The organism is Kiritimatiellia bacterium (genome assembly GCA_018001225.1).
Taxonomy (GTDB): Bacteria; Verrucomicrobiota; Kiritimatiellia; order CAIQIC01; family JAGNIJ01; genus JAGNIJ01.
The window spans coordinates 1-16,258 of record JAGNIJ010000019.1 but is presented as its reverse complement, the minus strand read 5'-3'; the positions used below and the strand labels follow the sequence as shown (position 1 = coordinate 16,258).

General features: G+C 68.8%; 18 protein-coding genes. 7 read left to right on the top strand and 11 right to left on the bottom strand.

Going from position 1 to position 16,258, the window contains the following annotated elements; translation table 11 throughout:
- The first annotated feature begins 1 nt into the window (after position 1).
- The 3 genes from KA248_07920 to KA248_07910 are packed head-to-tail and all read left to right on the top strand — an operon-like array spanning position 2 to position 2,359.
- On the top strand, positions 2 to 748 hold the full coding sequence (locus KA248_07920; GenBank protein MBP7829829.1) for a hypothetical protein: 747 nt from the start codon (positions 2 to 4) through the stop codon (positions 746 to 748).
- A 13-nt stretch (positions 749 to 761) separates the two neighbouring features.
- Positions 762 to 1,502, top strand: a complete 741-nt coding sequence (locus KA248_07915) for a TlyA family RNA methyltransferase (protein MBP7829828.1) — start codon at positions 762 to 764, stop codon at positions 1,500 to 1,502.
- On the top strand, positions 1,499 to 2,359 hold the full coding sequence (locus tag KA248_07910) for an NAD(+)/NADH kinase (protein MBP7829827.1): 861 nt from the start codon (positions 1,499 to 1,501) through the stop codon (positions 2,357 to 2,359). Before KA248_07915 ends, KA248_07910 begins: the two co-directional genes overlap by 4 nt.
- Before the next feature lie 130 nt (positions 2,360 to 2,489).
- Here the strand turns inward: KA248_07910 and larC are convergent, their stop codons facing one another.
- From larC to hisF, 7 genes are read right to left on the bottom strand one after another with little or no spacing between them, the layout of a single operon-like run.
- Positions 2,490 to 3,671 carry a nickel pincer cofactor biosynthesis protein LarC gene (gene larC / locus KA248_07905; protein MBP7829826.1) on the bottom strand — a complete coding sequence of 394 codons (1,182 nt, stop codon included), beginning with the start codon at positions 3,669 to 3,671 and terminating at the stop codon, positions 2,490 to 2,492.
- On the bottom strand, positions 3,668 to 4,363 hold the full coding sequence (gene larB / locus KA248_07900) for a nickel pincer cofactor biosynthesis protein LarB (protein ID MBP7829825.1): 696 nt from the start codon (positions 4,361 to 4,363) through the stop codon (positions 3,668 to 3,670). Before larB ends, larC begins: the two co-directional genes overlap by 4 nt.
- Positions 4,364 to 4,382: 19 nt before the next feature.
- On the bottom strand, positions 4,383 to 5,483 hold the full coding sequence (locus KA248_07895; GenBank protein ID MBP7829824.1) for a tetratricopeptide repeat protein: 1,101 nt from the start codon (positions 5,481 to 5,483) through the stop codon (positions 4,383 to 4,385).
- A gap of 58 nt (positions 5,484 to 5,541) precedes the next feature.
- A complete protein-coding gene (locus KA248_07890) occupies positions 5,542 to 6,117 on the bottom strand; it encodes an aminodeoxychorismate/anthranilate synthase component II (protein MBP7829823.1) in 576 nt (191 codons plus the stop codon).
- Positions 6,114 to 7,697: an anthranilate synthase component I gene (gene trpE / locus KA248_07885; GenBank protein ID MBP7829822.1), complete on the bottom strand. Its 1,584-nt coding sequence runs from the start codon at positions 7,695 to 7,697 to the stop codon at positions 6,114 to 6,116. The genes KA248_07890 and trpE overlap by 4 nt, the downstream gene beginning before the upstream one ends.
- A gap of 31 nt (positions 7,698 to 7,728) precedes the next feature.
- Positions 7,729 to 8,139, bottom strand: coding sequence for a phosphoribosyl-AMP cyclohydrolase (locus KA248_07880; GenBank protein ID MBP7829821.1), 411 nt, complete (start codon positions 8,137 to 8,139; stop codon positions 7,729 to 7,731).
- Positions 8,136 to 8,930, bottom strand: coding sequence for an imidazole glycerol phosphate synthase subunit HisF (gene hisF / locus KA248_07875; GenBank protein ID MBP7829820.1), 795 nt, complete (start codon positions 8,928 to 8,930; stop codon positions 8,136 to 8,138). The genes KA248_07880 and hisF overlap by 4 nt, the downstream gene beginning before the upstream one ends.
- Positions 8,931 to 9,079: 149 nt before the next feature.
- Between hisF and KA248_07870 the strand changes: the two genes are divergently transcribed.
- Positions 9,080 to 9,544, top strand: coding sequence for an SgcJ/EcaC family oxidoreductase (locus KA248_07870; protein MBP7829819.1), 465 nt, complete (start codon positions 9,080 to 9,082; stop codon positions 9,542 to 9,544).
- Here KA248_07870 and KA248_07865 read toward each other — a convergent pair.
- From KA248_07865 to KA248_07855, 3 genes are all read right to left on the bottom strand, one after another.
- Positions 9,468 to 10,007, bottom strand: coding sequence for a GNAT family N-acetyltransferase (locus KA248_07865; GenBank protein MBP7829818.1), 540 nt, complete (start codon positions 10,005 to 10,007; stop codon positions 9,468 to 9,470). The genes KA248_07870 and KA248_07865 overlap by 77 nt on opposite strands.
- Positions 10,004 to 11,050: a DUF2156 domain-containing protein gene (locus KA248_07860; GenBank protein MBP7829817.1), complete on the bottom strand. Its 1,047-nt coding sequence runs from the start codon at positions 11,048 to 11,050 to the stop codon at positions 10,004 to 10,006. Before KA248_07860 ends, KA248_07865 begins: the two co-directional genes overlap by 4 nt.
- A 175-nt stretch (positions 11,051 to 11,225) precedes the next feature.
- Positions 11,226 to 13,007, bottom strand: coding sequence for a SurA N-terminal domain-containing protein (locus KA248_07855; GenBank protein ID MBP7829816.1), 1,782 nt, complete (start codon positions 13,005 to 13,007; stop codon positions 11,226 to 11,228).
- A 429-nt stretch (positions 13,008 to 13,436) separates the two neighbouring features.
- On the opposite strand from KA248_07855, the gene KA248_07850 reads away from it, so the two are divergent.
- Positions 13,437 to 14,126: a hypothetical protein gene (locus tag KA248_07850; protein MBP7829815.1), complete on the top strand. Its 690-nt coding sequence runs from the start codon at positions 13,437 to 13,439 to the stop codon at positions 14,124 to 14,126.
- Here the strand turns inward: KA248_07850 and KA248_07845 are convergent.
- Positions 14,103 to 14,825, bottom strand: coding sequence for a hypothetical protein (locus KA248_07845; GenBank protein MBP7829814.1), 723 nt, complete (start codon positions 14,823 to 14,825; stop codon positions 14,103 to 14,105). The genes KA248_07850 and KA248_07845 overlap by 24 nt on opposite strands.
- Positions 14,826 to 14,921: 96 nt before the next feature.
- Here KA248_07845 and aroB point away from each other — a divergent pair, with 96 nt between their 5' ends.
- The gene (gene aroB, locus KA248_07840; protein MBP7829813.1) at positions 14,922 to 16,004 is read left to right on the top strand and encodes a 3-dehydroquinate synthase; all 1,083 of its coding nucleotides are present in this window, start codon (positions 14,922 to 14,924) and stop codon (positions 16,002 to 16,004) included.
- 64 nt (positions 16,005 to 16,068) lie between these two features.
- Positions 16,069 to 16,258: hypothetical protein (locus tag KA248_07835; protein MBP7829812.1), on the top strand; the 190-nt coding region annotated here is incomplete at its 3' end.

The following is a 16,258-nucleotide window of genomic DNA, read 5'->3' as shown; positions in this document are numbered from 1 at the left end:
GATGAAGAAAGTCTGTGCGTGGATGGCCGGTGTGCTGATCATGACCGTCCTCGCGTCGGCGGAGACGGACCCGATGGACGACGTCCAGCAATGGCGCTGGATCGTCAGCCCCATGGCCGGCGTGGACCGCAACGAACTCAAGATGCGCACGCCGATGGGCCCCGTGACCGTGACCGACACCGGCCCCGAGTACGGCCTGTTCGTGATGGCCCTGCACCCGAATATCGTCATCAACAACTTCTTTTTTTACTCGGACGTCAACGACTGCGACGTCTGGGGCAACCTGTTCTTCGCCAACTACTACGCCGACGCGAAGGCCCCGGTGACCTGGAACGCGGGCGTCGGGTACCTGTGGCACGAGATCAAGCCGGAGGGCGCCGAGATCACGGTCAACGTCCCCATGATCAAGGCCGGGCCGGTCTTCCGCGTGAAGGCGTGGCACCTTTTCCTCAATCCCTACCTCGGGTACGGCTGGGAGCGGGTGGACACACCGGGCGGCGACCAGGACAACGATTCGTTCCTGTACGGCCTGACCGTGGCCTGGCGCTGGCGGATGATCGAGGCGGGTGTCAACTACTACTACCAGGACAGCCAGGACCTGGACCCCGACGAGGATTTCAACATCCTGCGCGCCCGGCTGATCGCGATGGTCACCCGGACCTGGGGCGTGAGCGCGCGCGTGGACTACATGGAGCATTCCACGTCGGACGACTTCTCGGGCCTCGTCGGGCCCGTGTGGATGTTCTGACCGCCTCGGCCGCATGAAAAAAATAAGGCTCGACCAGCGGCTCGTGGACCTGGGCCTCTCGGAAAGCCGGGAGAAGGCCCAGCGCCTGATCCTGGCCGGCGAGGTAACCGTGGACGGCCAGGTCCGCGACAAATGCGCCTTCGAGGTGGGCGAGGACGCGACGGTCGCCGTGAAGACGCCCGAACGGTTCGTCAGCCGCGGCGGCGAGAAGCTGGAGGCCGCCTTCGGGCACTTCCGGCTGGAGGTCGCGGGGCTCGTCTGCCTGGACATCGGGGCCTCGACGGGCGGTTTCACGGACTGCCTGCTGCAGCACGGCGCGGCGAAGGTGTACGCGGTGGATGTCGGGCACGGCCAACTGCACTGGCGGCTGCGCCAGGACCCGCGGGTGGTCGCGATGGAGGGCGTGAACGCCCGGTTCCTCTATCCGGCCGACCTGCCCGAGACCCCGTCTTTCGCCACGGCGGATGTCTCGTTCATTTCCCTGACGCTCATTCTGCCCGCGATCGTCCGGGTGCTGGCGCCCGGAGGCCGGATCGTCACGCTGATCAAGCCGCAGTTCGAGGCCGGGCGCGAGCAGGTCGAGCGGGGCGGCGTGGTGCGCGACCCCGCGGTCCATGCCCGGGTGATCGAGCATATTCGGGCTTTTGGAACCGGGGAAGCGGGACTAGTATGGAACGGGTGCATCCCGTCCCCGCTGACGGGGCCGGCGGGAAACGTGGAGTTCCTCGCCGCGTGGGAGAAGGGAAGCGCATGAAAACGATCGGAGTGCTGGCCAATTGCCACAAGCCCGGGGCGGCCGCGGCCCTCAAGCGTCTGGCCGGGGCGGCCGGACGGCTGGGCGTCAGGCTCGTCGCCTGCGACGAGACCGCCCGCCTTCTGCCCCGGTGCCGGCGGGTGGCTTCCGACAAGCTGGCCGGTGAGATCGAAGCCCTGGTCGCGCTGGGCGGCGACGGCACGCTGCTGCGGGGCGCGCGCCTGCTCGCCGGCAGCGACGTCCCCATCCTCGGCATCAATCTCGGCCGGCTCGGGTTTCTCACCAGCGTGGCGGCGGACGACCTGAAGCCGGCCTTGGAAAGCCTCGTGCGCGGCCGGTATTGCGTGACCGAACGCGCCGTGGCCGAGTGCTGGCAGATACGCGGAAAGCGCATCGTCGGCCGGCATCGCGCGCTGAACGACGTCGTCGTCGGGTGGGGGGCCTCCTCGCGGCTGATGACGCTGAACCTGCGGATTGACGACGAACAGGTGGCCACCTACCACTGCGACGGACTGATCGTGGCGACGCCGACCGGCAGCACGGCGCACGCCCTGTCCGCCGGCGGCCCCATCTTGCATCCGGGATGCCCGTGCTTCGTGGTCTGCGCCATCTGCCCGCACACCTTGAGCAACCGTCCGCTGGTCCTGCCGGACAACAAGAAGATCGCCATCGAGGTGACCCGCGCCTCGGACCATTTGATCCTGTCCGTGGACGGGCAGGAAGAGCCGTCGGTAGCCGCCGGCGACCGGGTGGAAATCTGCCGGAGCGCGCGCGGCGTTCGGTTGGTCCAGTTGAAAGACTACAGCTACTTCTCGGTACTTCGCCAGAAGCTCAACTGGCGCGGCTCGAGCGTCTGATACCACGTACGGGTGAGAGGCGATGCGAACGGCGTCGCAGAGCTCCGCCCTCCAGTTGCAGGAACCCTGGAGGAGCGAGCTCCTGCGAGCCCGAAATCTACCCGCCTTCACCCGGATTGGATAAAAAGCATCACGGGTTCGGCCGCGCCCGGCAGGCGGCCTCGTAGACGGTGCGGGCCGAAACGTCCTGCTCCCGGGCGAGGCGCAGGCAATCCTCCATCTCCGGCGCGAAGGTGATGTCCTCGCCGCGCCAGCGCCCGATCTTGATCCGCACCGTTCCGTACTCCGTTTGCGCCTCGGCGAACCGGCGCTCCAGCATGGTGCGGGCGGCCAGGTATTCGCGCACGCCGAACGTCGTGCAGCCGCGGAAGACCAGGTCCAGCAGCCGCTCGCGGTCGGCGGGCAGGGCGAGGACGGTGAGCAGGACGCCCGGCCGCTGCTTTTTCATCTGCGCGGGAACCGTGAAAACGTCCAGGGCGCCCGCCTCGAGCAGGCGGGTGGACAGGGCGCCAAGCAGTTCCGGAGTTGTGTCGTCCACGTTGCATTCGAGCACGAGGCAGGTCTCGCCTACGGTCTCCGCCGCGGGGGCCTCGAGGAGCGTGGCCCGGATCAGGTTCGGCCGCCGGTCGAGTTTCCGGTGCCCGAATCCGTAGCCTGTCCGCAGGATCCGGCTGCCGGGCGGAGGGCGTTCGAGCGAGCGCCACGCCGTCAGCAGGGCCGCGCCGGTCGGCGTGACCAGCTCGTGCGGTTCGTCCACGTACTCCGCGGGAAAGCCCTTGAGCAGTTCGACGGTCGCGGGGGCGGGCGAGGGGAAGGTTCCATGCGTGCAGCGGATCGTACCGTGGCCGAGGGGCAGGGGGCTGAAGGAGACGGCCTCGATTTTCAGCCAGTGCAGGGCCAGGCAGTTCCCGACGATGTCCACGATCGCGTCCACGGCGCCGACCTCGTGGAAGTGAACCTCCTCGACGCCCGTCCCGTGCACGCGCGCCTCGGCCTCGGCCAGCCGCAGGAACGCCTTCAGGCTCATCGCCTTCGCGGGTTCGGGCAGGTCGGCCTCCCCGATGATCGAGCGGATTTCAGCCCAATGCCGGCCGTGGTGTCCGTGGTGGTCGTGTTCCGGGATACGGACCGCCAGCCGCGTGCCCGCGATGTGATGTTCCTTGTCTTTCGCGGCCTCGATGGCGAAGGGACCGATGGGCAGCTGCGCGAGCTTGTGCTGGAGCGCCGCGGCCTCGATCCCGAGGTCGACGAGGGCCCCGAGCAGCATGTCGCCGGAGGCCCCGCCCAGGCTGTCGAAGTGCAGCAGGTTCATGCCGGCTCCCCGATCCGGTTGATGAGCGCGGCCGCGGCCCCGGCGCCGAACCCGTTGTCGATGTTCACCACGGTGATGCCGGGCGCGCACGAGTTAAGCATGGTCAGGAGCGGCGCCAGCCCCTGGAGGTGCGCGCCGTACCCGACGCTGGTCGGGACGGCGACGATGGGCCGGTCGATCAGGCCGCCGACGACGGAGGGCAGGGCGCCCTCCATACCGGCGACGACCACGACCGCGCGGGCGCGGCGCAGCGTGTCGAGATGCTTGAACAGCCGGTGCAGGCCGGCGACCCCGACGTCCCGGATGATCTCCACCCGCGCCCCCATCCATTCCGCCGTCAGGGCCGCTTCCTCCGCGACCGGCAGGTCCGAGGTGCCCGCGCAGACGACGGCCACGTGGCCGACCGGTTCCGGGCGGGGCGTCACCTCGAGGGTCAGGCAGCGCGCGGTCTCGTGGTAGACGGCGTCCGCGTGGACGTGGGCCACCTCCCGGAACTGATCGGGAGAAACCCGGGTGCCCAGCACGTTTTGGCCGCGTTCCTTGAGGGCCTGGATGATACCGGCGATTTGCGCCGGGGTCTTCCCGGCGCAGAAGATCACCTCGGGCATGCCGCACCGGCGGGGCCGGTCAAGGTCCACCTGCGCGAACCCGAGGTCGCGGATGCCGTCGTGAGGCTGGACATCGGAATGCATGGCGCGTCCGGGATCCCCATTACGGCGGCGGCGGGGCGGGCAGCTGGGGATAGAGGGAGGTCAGCAGTTGCTGGAACGGCGGGTAATTCCGGAGCGGATTGAACGCCTGGTCCGCCAGGTAGCTCTGGCAGGTCATCGGCGAGCAGTGTTCCGCCCCCTGCCGGATCCACTCGAGGGCGGCGTCGGGGTTCTTCTCCAGAATAAAGCTGATGGCGATGTTGAAGTAGGGCGCCGGGTTTTTCGGGGTCTGCTCGATGATGATCTGAAAATTCCGGCGAGCGTCATCGAAGCGTCCGACGCGCATCAGGGCGACGCCGAGGTTGTTGCGGGGGCCGGCGTCGTTCGGCACGTTGACGATCGCGCGCTCGAGATAGTCCGCCGCGGGCCCGTAGTCCTTCTTGAGGATGTACAGCAGGCCCAGGTTCAGGTGGGCCGGCCAGTAATCCGGGTTCATGATCTCGGCCTTGTGCAACAGCTCCTCCGCCCGGCCCATCCAGCCCTTTTGCATGTAGGCCGTCGCCAGCGAATTGATGGCCTCGACGTTCAGGGGATCCCGCGCAATGGCCTGGTCCAGGACCGTGATGGCCTGCTCGAACTGCCCGCGCTGCGTATGAATCAGTCCCAGCAGCCGCAGGGCGGAGGGCCACTCCGGCCAGATCTCCAGCGCGCGCCGGGTGTGCTCCTCGCCGCGGATCAGGTCCTTCGCCCGCAGGTATTCGTGGGCCTTGCGCAATTCCTCCATCGCCTGGGCCGACTGCTCCGGCGTCAGGGAGGGGGCCGACGGCGGGGTGGGGGGCTCGAGCGCGGTGGCCAGCGCGGATTCCGGGATGGCCGGCTGGGCGGGCGCCCCGCCCAGTTGGCTGGCGGCCGGCAGCGGCAGCGGGCTCCCGCCCGCGGGCGGAGCGGCGCCCTCGGCCTCCTCGCTCCGCAGCTTCTTCTCCTGCTCGTGGATCAGCCAGATCGCGGCGCCCAACAGCACGAGCATCAGGAGGGCCAGCAGGATCGTGGTCAGCCGGGCCTGCCGCCGGAGGCCGTCGAGCCCGATGTCCACGGGCCGGCCGGACGGGGGCGAGGCCGGGTCGTTTTCGCGGGTCTGGTATATGTCTCGATTTTCTTCCATGGCGAACCTGTTTCGGTGGCTCGCGCCACACGGTCACTGTACCCGTTTACGCCTCCGCTTACAAGCGGGCCGGCGCCGCGAGAAAGTTTTTCAGGATCTGCATGCCGTTTTGCGTCAGGATGGATTCCGGGTGGAACTGCACCCCAAAGACGGGAAGCCGCCGGTGCTGCAGGCCCATGATCTCGCCCTCGTCGGTTTCGGCCGTGATCTCGAGGTCGGCCGGCAGGCTTTCGCGCTCGACCAGCAGCGAGTGGTAGCGGATGGCCTCGAACGGTTGGGGCATCCCGGCCAGCACGCCCTGCCCGCGGTGCCGGATCAGCGAGGTCTTGCCGTGCATCAGCCGCCCCGCCCGAACGACGCGCCCCCCGTACACGTGGCCGATGCACTGGTGCCCCAGGCAAACGCCGAGCAGCGGCACCCGGCCTCCCATCCGCTCGATCACCGCGCACGAGATGCCGGCCTCCTTCGGCGTGCAGGGGCCTGGGCTGATGACGATCCGCTCCGCGCCCAGCGCGGCGACTTCATCCACGGTCATGGCGTCATTGCGCACGACGCGCACGTCCGCGCCCAGCTCGCCGAGGTACTGGACCAGGTTGTACGTGAACGAGTCGTAATTATCGATGACCAGGATCATGGCGCGCGGTTCTCCCTCGCCGCGGCGAAGTGCCCGGCCAGCGCGAGGGCCTTGAACATCCCCCGCGCCTTGTTCTGCGTCTCCTCGTACTCACGGCCCGGATCGGAATCCGCGACGATCCCCGCGCCCGCCTGCACGTAGGCCTTGCCGAGGTCGAGGATGATCGTGCGGATCGTGATGCAACTGTCGAGGTTGCCGCTGAAGCTGAAGTAGCCCACCGCGCCGGCGTAGGGCCCGCGCCGGGCCCGCTCCAGCTCGGCGACGATCTCCATCGCGCGGATTTTCGGCGCGCCGCTGACGGTGCCCGCGGGGAACGTCGCGCGCATGAGCTGGTAGGCGTCCATCCCCGGCGCCAACTCGCCCGCCACGTCGGAGACAATATGCATGACATGGCTGTATCGCTCGATGACCATCAGCTCCGGGACGCGGACCGACCCGTACCGGCAGACGCGCCCAAGGTCGTTGCGCGCGAGGTCCACCAGCATGATGTGCTCCGCCCGCTCCTTCGGGTCCGCCAGCAGCTCGGCCGCGAGCCGTGCGTCCTCCGCCGGGTCCACCGCGCGCGGCCGCGTGCCGGCGATCGGCCGCAGCTCCGCGCGGCCGTCCTCGCCCCGGACGTGGACCTCCGGCGACGAGCCGACCATCGCGCTGTCGCCCAGGTCGAGGCAGAACATGTAGGGCGACGGGTTGATGGACCGCAGCGCCCGGTACACGTCCAGCGAGTCGCCCGTGAAATCCGTCTCGAAACGCTGGGACAGCACCACCTGGATGATGTCGCCGGCCCGGATGTACTCCTGGGCGCGCCGCACGGCCTCCTCGAACTCGGCGCGCGGGGTGTTCGAGCGGGGCTCGATCTCCGGCGCCGGCGCGTGGCGGTCGATCAGCGTGCTCGCGCGCGGCGTCCGCAACGCCTCCGTCAGGTTCTCGATCACGGTGATCGCCCCTTCGTAGGCCGCCTCCGCGTCGTCCCCGATCCAGGCGTTGGCGATCAGGCGGATCGTATGGCGCACGCGGTCGAAGATGATCAGCGCCTCCGTGATCATGAACACCATGTCCGGCGCGCGGAGGGACGGGTCGGTCCGCGCGGGGACGCGCGGCTCGAACACGGAGACGCAGTCGTAGCCGAGGAACCCGACCGCGCCGCCGATGAAGCGGGGCAGGGCGGGGTCCGGGACCGGGCGGAACTGCGCCATGGTGCGGCGGAGCGCGTCGAGCGGATCGGCGTCCGCCTCCAGCGTCTCCTCGGCGCCGCCCGGCCGCTGGAGGGTGACGCGCCGCCCGTACGCGCGCAGGATCGCGCGGGGCGCGCCGCCGATGAACGAGTAGCGGCCGACGTTCTCGCCGCCCTCGACGCTCTCCAGCAGGAACGTGTGCGTCGCGTGACCCTTCCGGCGCAGGTGCTCGCGTACCTTTTCGTACGCCGAAACCGGGGAGTCCTGGTCCGCCAGCAGCTCGCGCCAGACCGGCACCAGGTTGCCCTGCCTCGCCTTCTCGAGGAAGGCCTTTTTATCGGGGAAACAGCTCAAAATCGAATCCTTGACCGCGGGTTTCGCGGATCGCCGCGGATGGGTTGATTTCATCCGCGCTAATCCGCGTGATCCGCGGTTCTTCTTAAGGGTCCAGGTTCTCCAGCTTGCCCGTCTCCAGGTTGAGCCGCCGATAATAGCAGTTCCGCGGCTGCCCGCTCCTGTTTTTCGTGTGGCAGATCCCGCCGCGGCGCGGGCGGACGCGGTAGAGCAGCGAGTTCTGCTCGCAGTTCACCCGCACCTCGACCAGGTCGAACGTCTCGCCCGAGGTCTTGCCCTTCTCCCACAGCTCCTTCCGCGAGGTGCTCCACAGCACCAGCGACCGGTCGGCGACGGCCTTGCGGAAGGCCGGCTCGTTCGTGTAGGCGACGAGGATCACCTCGCCTGTGTCCGCGTGCTGGACGGCCACCGGGATGATCCCGGCGTTGGCCGACGTCGCCTGCGTCAGCTTGTTGAAATCCAGCCGTAGCTCCAGCCCATCTTCTTTTTCGTTCACAGCCGCACCTCCACGCCCTTCCGTTTCAAGTGCTCCTTCACCTGCGGGATCGTGAACGTGCCGAAATGGAAGACCGAGGCCGCGAGCACCGCGTCCGCCTTGCCGAGCACGATCCCGTCGTAGAAATGATCCAGCGCGCCGACGCCCCCCGAGGCGATCACCGGCACCGGGACCGCCTCGGACACGGCCCGCGTCAATTCCAAATCGTACCCGTCCTGCGTGCCGTCGCGGTCCATGCTGGTCAGCAGGATCTCTCCCGCGCCGCGCCCGACGCCCTCGCGCGCCCACTCGACCGCCTCGCGCTCGGTGGGCTTGCGGCCGCCGTGCGTGAACACCGTCCAGCCTTGCCCCGGCGAAGTTCCTGGCGAAGCCGGGCCTGGCCCGCCGGTCCGCTTGCGGGCATCGATGGCCAGGACGATGCACTGGCTGCCGAACTGCCTCGCGGTCTCGTCGATGATCCCGGGGTTCAGCAGTGCCGCGGTGTTCAGCGAGACCTTGTCCGCCCCCGCCTGGAGCATCCGCCGGATGTCCGCCGCGGTGCGCACGCCGCCGCCGACGGTCAGGGGCATGAACACCTGCTGCGCGACGGCGCGGACGACCTCGACGATCGTGTCGCGCGCCTCGTGCGAGGCGGTGATGTCGAGAAAGGTCAACTCGTCCGCGCCCTGCGCCTCGTAGGCGCGGGCGACCTGAACCGGGTCGCCCGCGTCGCGGAGTTCCACGAAGCGCACGCCCTTGACCACGCGCCCGGCGTTGATGTCCAGGCACGGTATGATCCGTTTGGCCGGCATGGTGTCGTTTCCCATCGCAAGTCCGGAAAACGTGGACCGGGAAAGGCTCCGCGTCAACTGGAATTATTGGAGGCCGGGACCGGCGCAAAGGGCTTTCCCTTCTGCCCGGAAAGGGCGAAGATGGGGCTCATCGAGGGGAGAATGAAAACATGAGAAGACGAGAGAGGCGGCTCGCGGGATGGTTATGTATTCTGGCCGGCGTTGTGGCGTGCGCCCAGACCCCGGAGGTCGCCGGCGGGGAGGCGGAGGTGGCCGCGCTGTTCGACCAGTGGGACGCGGCCCTGCGGACGGGCGACCCGGACACGGTGGTGGCGCTCTACGCGGAGGATGCGGTGTTGTTGCCCACGCTGTCCGGTCGCGTGCGCGTCGGGCCCGAGGGTATTCGGGACTACTTCGTGCATTTCCTGGAGAAGCAGCCGGCCGGCGTCATCACGGAGAGCCATCTGCGCCGGTTTGGGGACCTCGCGATCCGCTCGGGCCTCTACACGTTCACACTGACGGACCCGGACGGGATTGTCCGCGAGGTGGACGCGCGGTTCACCTTCGTCTACCGCCTGCAGGACGGCCGGTGGCGGATCGTCGAGCACCACTCGTCGCTGCGGCCCGAGTCCTGAACGTCGTCGCCGGGCGGCGCATCCGGAGTCCGTGCAGGCCGGGCCCGTAATAGTCGGGCAGGGCGCCGGCCGCGATGAAGCCCAGGCCCTCGTACAGGCGCCGCGCCGCGCGGTTGTCCGCACGGACTTCCAGGCTGACCGTTCGGGCGCCGCGCCGGCGCAGGTCCTCCAGAACCGCCTTCGCCAGGCGGAGCCCGAAGCCTCGCCCCCGGTAATCCGGATGCACGGCGAGGGCATAGAGGCGGCCCGCGCAACGCCCGCGGGCGCGCCGCACCAGTCCCGCCGCCCACCCCGCCGGGGCGCCGCCGCGCCGGATCACGAACACGCCGGCGCGCGGATTGAGCAGCAGGCCGCGGATCTGTCGGCGGTGGAAGCGCTCGCCCGGGTGCTCGAAACACAGGGCCTCGAGCGCCGTCAGCGCACGCAGATCCGTCAGCCGGCCCGGGCGGCAGGGCCTCTTCATGCGCAGAGGGCCCGGGGCGGAGGGCAGAGTTCCAGGACGACGGGCCCCGGTTCGCAGCGCGTCGGCACGCGCCGCGCCAGGCTGTACTTGTGCAGCCGGGCGATGGGCCGGTAGCTTTCCTTGGTGAACTGCAGCGACGGCATGCCGCAGTCGTCCCCCGCGTTGCATTCGGCGTATCCGGCCCAGCCCTGGCGGCAGAACTCGGAGAAGATGACCTGCGGCGCGCCGGGAAAGTCCGGGTGCGTCTTTTCGATCAGGATGGAGGCCTGGTTCGCCGTCAGCGCCTCCCCGAGCGTGAAGCCGACCAGCTCGGCGCCGACGAAAAGGGCCAGGCCCTTCAGGTTCAGCGCGTCCATGTGGTCCAGCGAGAATTCGCAGGCCGCGACTTCGCGGCGGCGCAGCACCCGGGTTCCCGCCGCCTCCTCGAACTGCGGTTCGTTCCCATACTTCAGTTCCGCGTGCTGCTGCCAGCGCAGGAGCAGGGCCAGGCAGGCCGGACGATGCGCGGGGGTCAAAAGTTCCGTCCGGTGATCCGGGTAGTCGCGCAGGAACTTGTTGCGGGCGCTGCGCTTGGATTTGAGCCCGCCCCCGGCCAGGTCGATCATCCGAGCCATGTCGTAGATGTAGTCGCCGCCCATGGGCGCGGCCTCCAGATCGAAGCCGGGCGCGGCGCGCAACCGCGCCAGCATTTCCTCGGACACGTACTCGACGCGGGAGCGGTGCCGCTGGCTGTGGCGCTCGTTGTACTCGTCCATCCGGGCGAAGCACTCCCGCAGGCAGCGCCCCAGGTCGTCGGGCCCGGCGCCGGGCTCCGGCATCGGCGGGACCAGCATGGTCAGGTCGCCCGTGCCGTTGGCGAAGACGCAGAGATGCCGGTGGAGCAGGCCCCAGTAGAGCTTCAGGCTCGCGCTCCACAGGAAGGTGCCCGCGAAGGAGTAGTCCGAGATCGGACGGGCCTGGCGGGAGAACAGATCGTGAAACAAAGGACGGTCGGCCAGACGCAGGGGGGCAAGGCCGAGACATTGCCCATCGTTTTCTTGCATGGATGGAAGTACTTCCAACCTCCGGTCGGGATCTGCCGGACCCGCCGGCGCCCGCCGGTCCCCGGGCTGCGGAAACCTCCGCTCCCGGGGAAAGGCGACGGGAATCCCAACGGGCGCGAGACGCTATCACCCGCCCGGCGGAATTCAAGCGGATTCTTTTCCCGGACCGGCCCGGTCAGGACTCCGCGTCCGGGGCCGGGGCCTCTTCCGGGAGATCCTCCTCGTCCGCGGGCATCTCCTCGTCCGGTACGGCCATGCGGTCCTCCAGCCGGCCCGCCCGGAGCAGGTATTCCTGCCACTCGCTGAAGAGGGTGCGGTTGCGCTGCCGGCGGATGGAGTCGGCGATCTGCTCGCGCATGGGTTCGAGCTCCGTGGTCTCCCCGGCGCTGCGCTTTGCGAGGCGGATGACGAGCACGGCGTCTTCGGCGACGATGGGCTCGCTGACCTCTCCCTCGTTGAGCAGGAGGACCGTTCTCAACAGCTCCTCGCTGTAGGCGGCCTGCTCGTCCAGGCCCTCGGTCAGGCTGAAGGGCCCGACGCGCACCGGATCGAGCTTGAAGGACTCCGCGGCGTTGGCGAACGACGGGCCCTTGGCCTCCTGCGCGGCCAGCGCCACCTCCCGCACGGACTGCGCCTTCTTCGTGATGGCCTCGGCGATCGCCTGCTGGCGTGCGACCTTCAGCACGTCTTCCGACACTTCCTCGAACTCCGGAACGCGGGCGTCGAACCGCTCCGTCAGGGCCAGCACGTACACCGCGTTGCTGCCCACGACCGCGTCGCTGAAATACTCATCCGGCGTGTCTCGCAGAGTGAACGCGGCCCGGTTGAATTCGAGCCCGGCGTCCACGCCCTCCACGGGCTCGTTCGCCGCGAACGGGCCGGCCGTCCGGATCGCCAGGCCGGCCTTGGCCATCACGTCCTCGAAGGTCAGGGCCTGACCCTCCCGGTCCGGCGCGAGCCGGATCACCAGTTCCGTCGCCGCTTCCACCGCCTTGTCCCGCGCGCGGTCCATCGTCATGCGCTCGACGATGCTGGTCTTCACCTCGTCGAAGGTCAACTGCACGATTTCGTTCGACCAGGCGGCCTCCTCGTCCTCCGCCGGGGGCTCCGCCCCTTCCTCGTCGGCGGCGATCCGGACGCGGTTGGTGCGGACGAACGAATCCATGAAATCGTCGTAGTATACCAGCGCGTCCTCCTCGGCGACCGTGACCGCGGCGGTGTAGTTGGTCAGCGGCAGCGCGACATAGCGCAGGCTTACCTTCTCCGGGATGGTGAACAGGGCGGGGTCCTTCAGGAACAGCGCGCGGGCCTCTGTTTCCCCGACCCGGACTTCGTCCTCGACGTCCTTCTCGCCGATCGCAACGTACTCCGCCTCGAAGGTGTCGCTCAAGGTCGTGATCGCGCGGTTGATCTCGTACGGGGTGACCAGGACGGCCTGCTGGACCATGTACTGCAGTTTCTGGAGCGCGATCTCCTGCCGGACGTGCTCCTCGAACTGGACCTCGGCAAAGCCGAGGCGGTTCAGAACGTTCTGAACGAAGGCCTGGTAGTGCTGCGGGCTGAACTGGCCCTGGTATTGGAAGCCCTGGTGCCCGCGGATCGTGGCGATAACTTCATCGTTGTTGGCCGTCAGGCCGAGCGCCTCGGCCTGGCGGAGCGCCGCCAGCCGGCGCCACGCGGCCTGCTTGATCTGCCGGTCCAGTTCCGCGGTGACGTTCAGGGGCCGGCCGACGTTCAGCACGATGGACATGTACGTGCTGAAATAGGCGCGCCGGAACTCCTCCATGGGCACGTACTCGCCGTCCAGCTTCCCGGCCGAGTTGGCGCCTTCCTGGTCCTTACTGCCCGAGGTCGTGGTGCCCCAGATCACGAAGGTGAAGACGATGATCACGAGGAACGCCGCCCACAGCAGGCGGTTCCGGATCAGACTGTGAAACTTGGTAATCAGCATGGCCATGATCGCACGCGCCCTTTCTCTCTGCCCCGAATCCTGGTACGAAACGCCGAAACATAAACACCCACCCCCGCCCGGTCAACAGCGAATCGGCCCGGCGCCGCGGCGGCCCAGGACTGATTCATGAGAACGGTGAATCCTCGATCCGTGAAGGGAATGCGATTTTTCTCAATGGGACTCACCTCGCGAAACGTGGGGGTCCGGAATCCGCGGAGCCAACGGCCCCGCGACCGGGGGCGGTCGCGGGCTACGCCGAGTACCGCATTCGCGGCGTCCGTGTAGCGCGGCCTCGCCCTCGAGGCCCGCGCATGCCCTGGTGTGCGCGCGCCTTGTTCTTCCATGGTTGAAACGGGTTACGATCGTTTATGAATCAGTCCTGGCGGCGGCCGGATTGAGTTGGCAGGCGCGGCCCGATGGTGTAAGGGAGCCGGCATGAACAAGCTGTCCATGGCCCTGGCCCTGATCGCCCTCGCCGCGCTGCTGGCGGCCGGCCTGGCGCTGCGGAAGGCCGCGGCCTGCCGGGAGGAAATCCGTGTCCTGCGGACGGCGGCGCCGGCCGCCGTTCTCGCGCCGGACGCCGCGCGCCCCGCGGAGCCCGTCCGGGCCCCAACGCCCCGGCCGGAATTCGCGCGGGAGCCGGCCGCGCTCAGGCCCGCCGGCGTCGAGATTCAGCCGGTCGATGTTCCCCCGGCCGCCCCCGTAGAGAAGACAGAACCGCCCCCGCTCCCGGAGCACGTCCTGCGCGACCTGGAGAAGTACGACCGGGCAATGGACCGGGAATTCGACCGGCTGGACGGCCGGGCCGCCGCGCCCGCGGACGCGGCGGAACAGGACCTCGTGGCGCGGCTGAAGGAGCAGTTGCTCAAGCTGGACGAGATCCGGACCCGCGCCGAAGAGGCCGGCGAGGCGGAGGAAAAGGACCGGCTCCGCGCCGAAATGCAGGAGGTCATGGGTTCCATCATTTCCCTGGGCGCGGAGCACCGGCGGAACCGGCTCGAGGCCCTGGCGCGGCGGGTCGGCTACAACGGCGAGCAGGAGATCGCGGCGTTCCTCGACGAGGTGGACCGGATCTACCGCGAGACGGAGTTGGACTGGGCGTCACTCTTCAACCGCGGGCCCTGATGCGCGCACCGCTGGCGGCGTCATGCCCGGCGGCGCGCCGTTCATCTCCGGGAGCGGCACCGAACGGACGAGGTCGGTATTCACGGCCACGGGCATGTTCGTTTTCCATTCCGCCAGGGCCGCGCTGACGGATTCGGCGTACCGGGTCATGGCGATGTCCTGGCGCATACGGTCCCGGATTTCCGCGGGGACGTCCTCCAGCGTATCCGGGGCGCCGGGCCGTCCCTTGACGTGCCGGTCGAAAAAAGCCTGCAGGTCCTCGTCGCCGACCCGGATCGAGTCCGCAGTCACGCCGCGGGCTTCGAGATACTCTTGCATGACCATGCCCACTTCGACCATGGCCAGCTGGTATTCCATGTACGCCCGCATGCCGTCGACGCGCTCCCGGATTCGCGCGCGCAACGCGGGCTGATCCTGCAGCCCCTCCTGCCGGGCGAGGGCGTAAAGGGTCATGCGCTCGAGAAAGGGCTGGAAGACCGCCTCGCGAACGTCCGGCTCGCCGGTATGGCGGAAGAAGGACGACCGGAACTCGTGGAGGAACCACTCGTACGGCACGTCGAAGTCGCCGACGCGGGCGACGACGTCGGAGGCGAGGGCAGGCGGCTCGGAGGCCGGAACCGCGGGCGACGGGGATTCCTCCGCGAAAACGGTCCCGGCGAGGAGCAGGAGCAGGATCGGCGCGGTGCGTAAGATGTGCATGTGATCACGGTAGCGTGGAAATTACGTGGCGGCAACAGGGAAGCAGGCGCTATGATGTTGACACCGGCTGGGCGCGGCCCTATTTGCTCATCCTTGATGGCCTGTAAAATCAAAGTGGACCTCGGGGCGCGCTCCTATGAAATACGGATCGGGGAGGGCGTGCTGGCGCAGACCGGCGCGCTCTGCCGCGAGCTCGAATTGGGGCCCTCTGCCCTGATCGTTTCCGACACGCACGTGGATCCGCTCTACGGCCCTGCCTTGGAAGACGGCCTTCGGGCGGCCGGTTTCCAGGTCGGGCGCGTCGCGGTCCCGGCCGGGGAATCGTCCAAGGCCGAGGCCATGCTGTTCCGCCTGTACGACGAGGCCCTGGACCGCGGCCTGGACCGCCGCGCGTTCATTGTCGCGCTGGGCGGCGGGGTGGTGGGCGACCTTGCGGGCTACCTTGCGGCCAGCTTCTTGCGCGGCCTCCGGTACGTCCAGGTCCCGACCAGCCTGCTCGCGATGGTGGACAGCTCGGTCGGCGGCAAGACGGGCATCAACCTGCCGCGCGGCAAGAACCTGGTCGGCGCGTTTCATCAGCCTGTGCTGGTCGTCGCGGATCTCGCGACGCTGCGCTCGTTGCCGCCGCGCGAGTACACCGCCGGCCTGGCCGAGGTGCTGAAGTACGGCGTCATCCGCGACGCCGCGTTCTTCGACGAGTTGGAGAAGAACGTGCCGGGCCTGCGGGCCGGCGAACCGGCGCTGATGGAAACCGTGATCGCGCATTGCTGCCGGATCAAGGCCGAGGTGGTGCGGCTGGACGAGCGCGAGCGCAGCCTGCGCGCGATCCTGAATTTCGGGCACACGCTGGGCCACGCGATCGAGCAGGTCACGGGCTACGGGACGTACCTGCACGGCGAGGCGGTCAGCCTGGGCATGGCCTACGCGGCGCAGTTGTCGTGCCGCGTGACGGGATTTCCGCCGGCGGAGGCCGATCGGGTGATCTCGCTCTTGCGAGCCCTGGGCCTGCCCGTGGAGCGGCCGGACCTCGACTGGCCCGCCGTGCGCCGGGCCATGACCCTGGACAAGAAGACGCAGGACCGGGTGCTGAAGTTCGTGCTGGCCGGGCGGATCGGCGCCGTACGCCCGGGCGTCGAGGCGCCGGACGAGGTGTTGCGGGAGGTTTGGGATCAACTGTAGCCGGCTTCGGTGAAGCCGGCGGCCGGGACCGCCGGTCCCGGCTACAGAACGGGAAAGGTGATGTATGTCCGCCGTCAGCGAATGGATCGTGCGTGAATATTTCGAAGCGCAGGGCTTCCTGGTGCGCCAGCCGTCCAAGTACCAGGTCTCGGCCCGGCCGAAACAGGCCGAGGAGGAGATCGACCTGCTGGTGGTCAACCCGAAGGCTGCGGGGCATGTCATCGCGGAGGATGTTCTGTGGGGCGTCCCCGAGA

Excerpts from the sequence above, each read along its gene's own strand:
- KA248_07920 (MBP7829829.1), top strand. The coding sequence starts at position 2 with ATGAAGAAAGTCTGTGCGTGGATGGCCGGTGTGCTGATCATGACCGTC.
- KA248_07915 (MBP7829828.1), top strand. The coding sequence starts at position 762 with ATGAAAAAAATAAGGCTCGACCAGCGGCTCGTGGACCTGGGCCTCTCG.
- KA248_07910 (MBP7829827.1), top strand. The coding sequence starts at position 1,499 with ATGAAAACGATCGGAGTGCTGGCCAATTGCCACAAGCCCGGGGCGGCC.
- larC (MBP7829826.1), bottom strand. The coding sequence starts at position 3,671 with ATGAACCTGCTGCACTTCGACAGCCTGGGCGGGGCCTCCGGCGACATG.
- larB (MBP7829825.1), bottom strand. The coding sequence starts at position 4,363 with ATGCATTCCGATGTCCAGCCTCACGACGGCATCCGCGACCTCGGGTTC.
- KA248_07895 (MBP7829824.1), bottom strand. The coding sequence starts at position 5,483 with ATGGAAGAAAATCGAGACATATACCAGACCCGCGAAAACGACCCGGCC.
- KA248_07890 (MBP7829823.1), bottom strand. The coding sequence starts at position 6,117 with ATGATCCTGGTCATCGATAATTACGACTCGTTCACGTACAACCTGGTC.
- trpE (MBP7829822.1), bottom strand. The coding sequence starts at position 7,697 with ATGAAATCAACCCATCCGCGGCGATCCGCGAAACCCGCGGTCAAGGAT.
- hisF (MBP7829820.1), bottom strand. The coding sequence starts at position 8,930 with ATGCCGGCCAAACGGATCATACCGTGCCTGGACATCAACGCCGGGCGC.
- KA248_07870 (MBP7829819.1), top strand. The coding sequence starts at position 9,080 with ATGAGAAGACGAGAGAGGCGGCTCGCGGGATGGTTATGTATTCTGGCC.
- KA248_07865 (MBP7829818.1), bottom strand. The coding sequence starts at position 10,007 with ATGAAGAGGCCCTGCCGCCCGGGCCGGCTGACGGATCTGCGTGCGCTG.
- KA248_07860 (MBP7829817.1), bottom strand. The coding sequence starts at position 11,050 with ATGCAAGAAAACGATGGGCAATGTCTCGGCCTTGCCCCCCTGCGTCTG.
- KA248_07855 (MBP7829816.1), bottom strand. The coding sequence starts at position 13,007 with ATGGCCATGCTGATTACCAAGTTTCACAGTCTGATCCGGAACCGCCTG.
- KA248_07850 (MBP7829815.1), top strand. The coding sequence starts at position 13,437 with ATGAACAAGCTGTCCATGGCCCTGGCCCTGATCGCCCTCGCCGCGCTG.
- KA248_07845 (MBP7829814.1), bottom strand. The coding sequence starts at position 14,825 with ATGCACATCTTACGCACCGCGCCGATCCTGCTCCTGCTCCTCGCCGGG.
- aroB (MBP7829813.1), top strand. The coding sequence starts at position 14,922 with ATGGCCTGTAAAATCAAAGTGGACCTCGGGGCGCGCTCCTATGAAATA.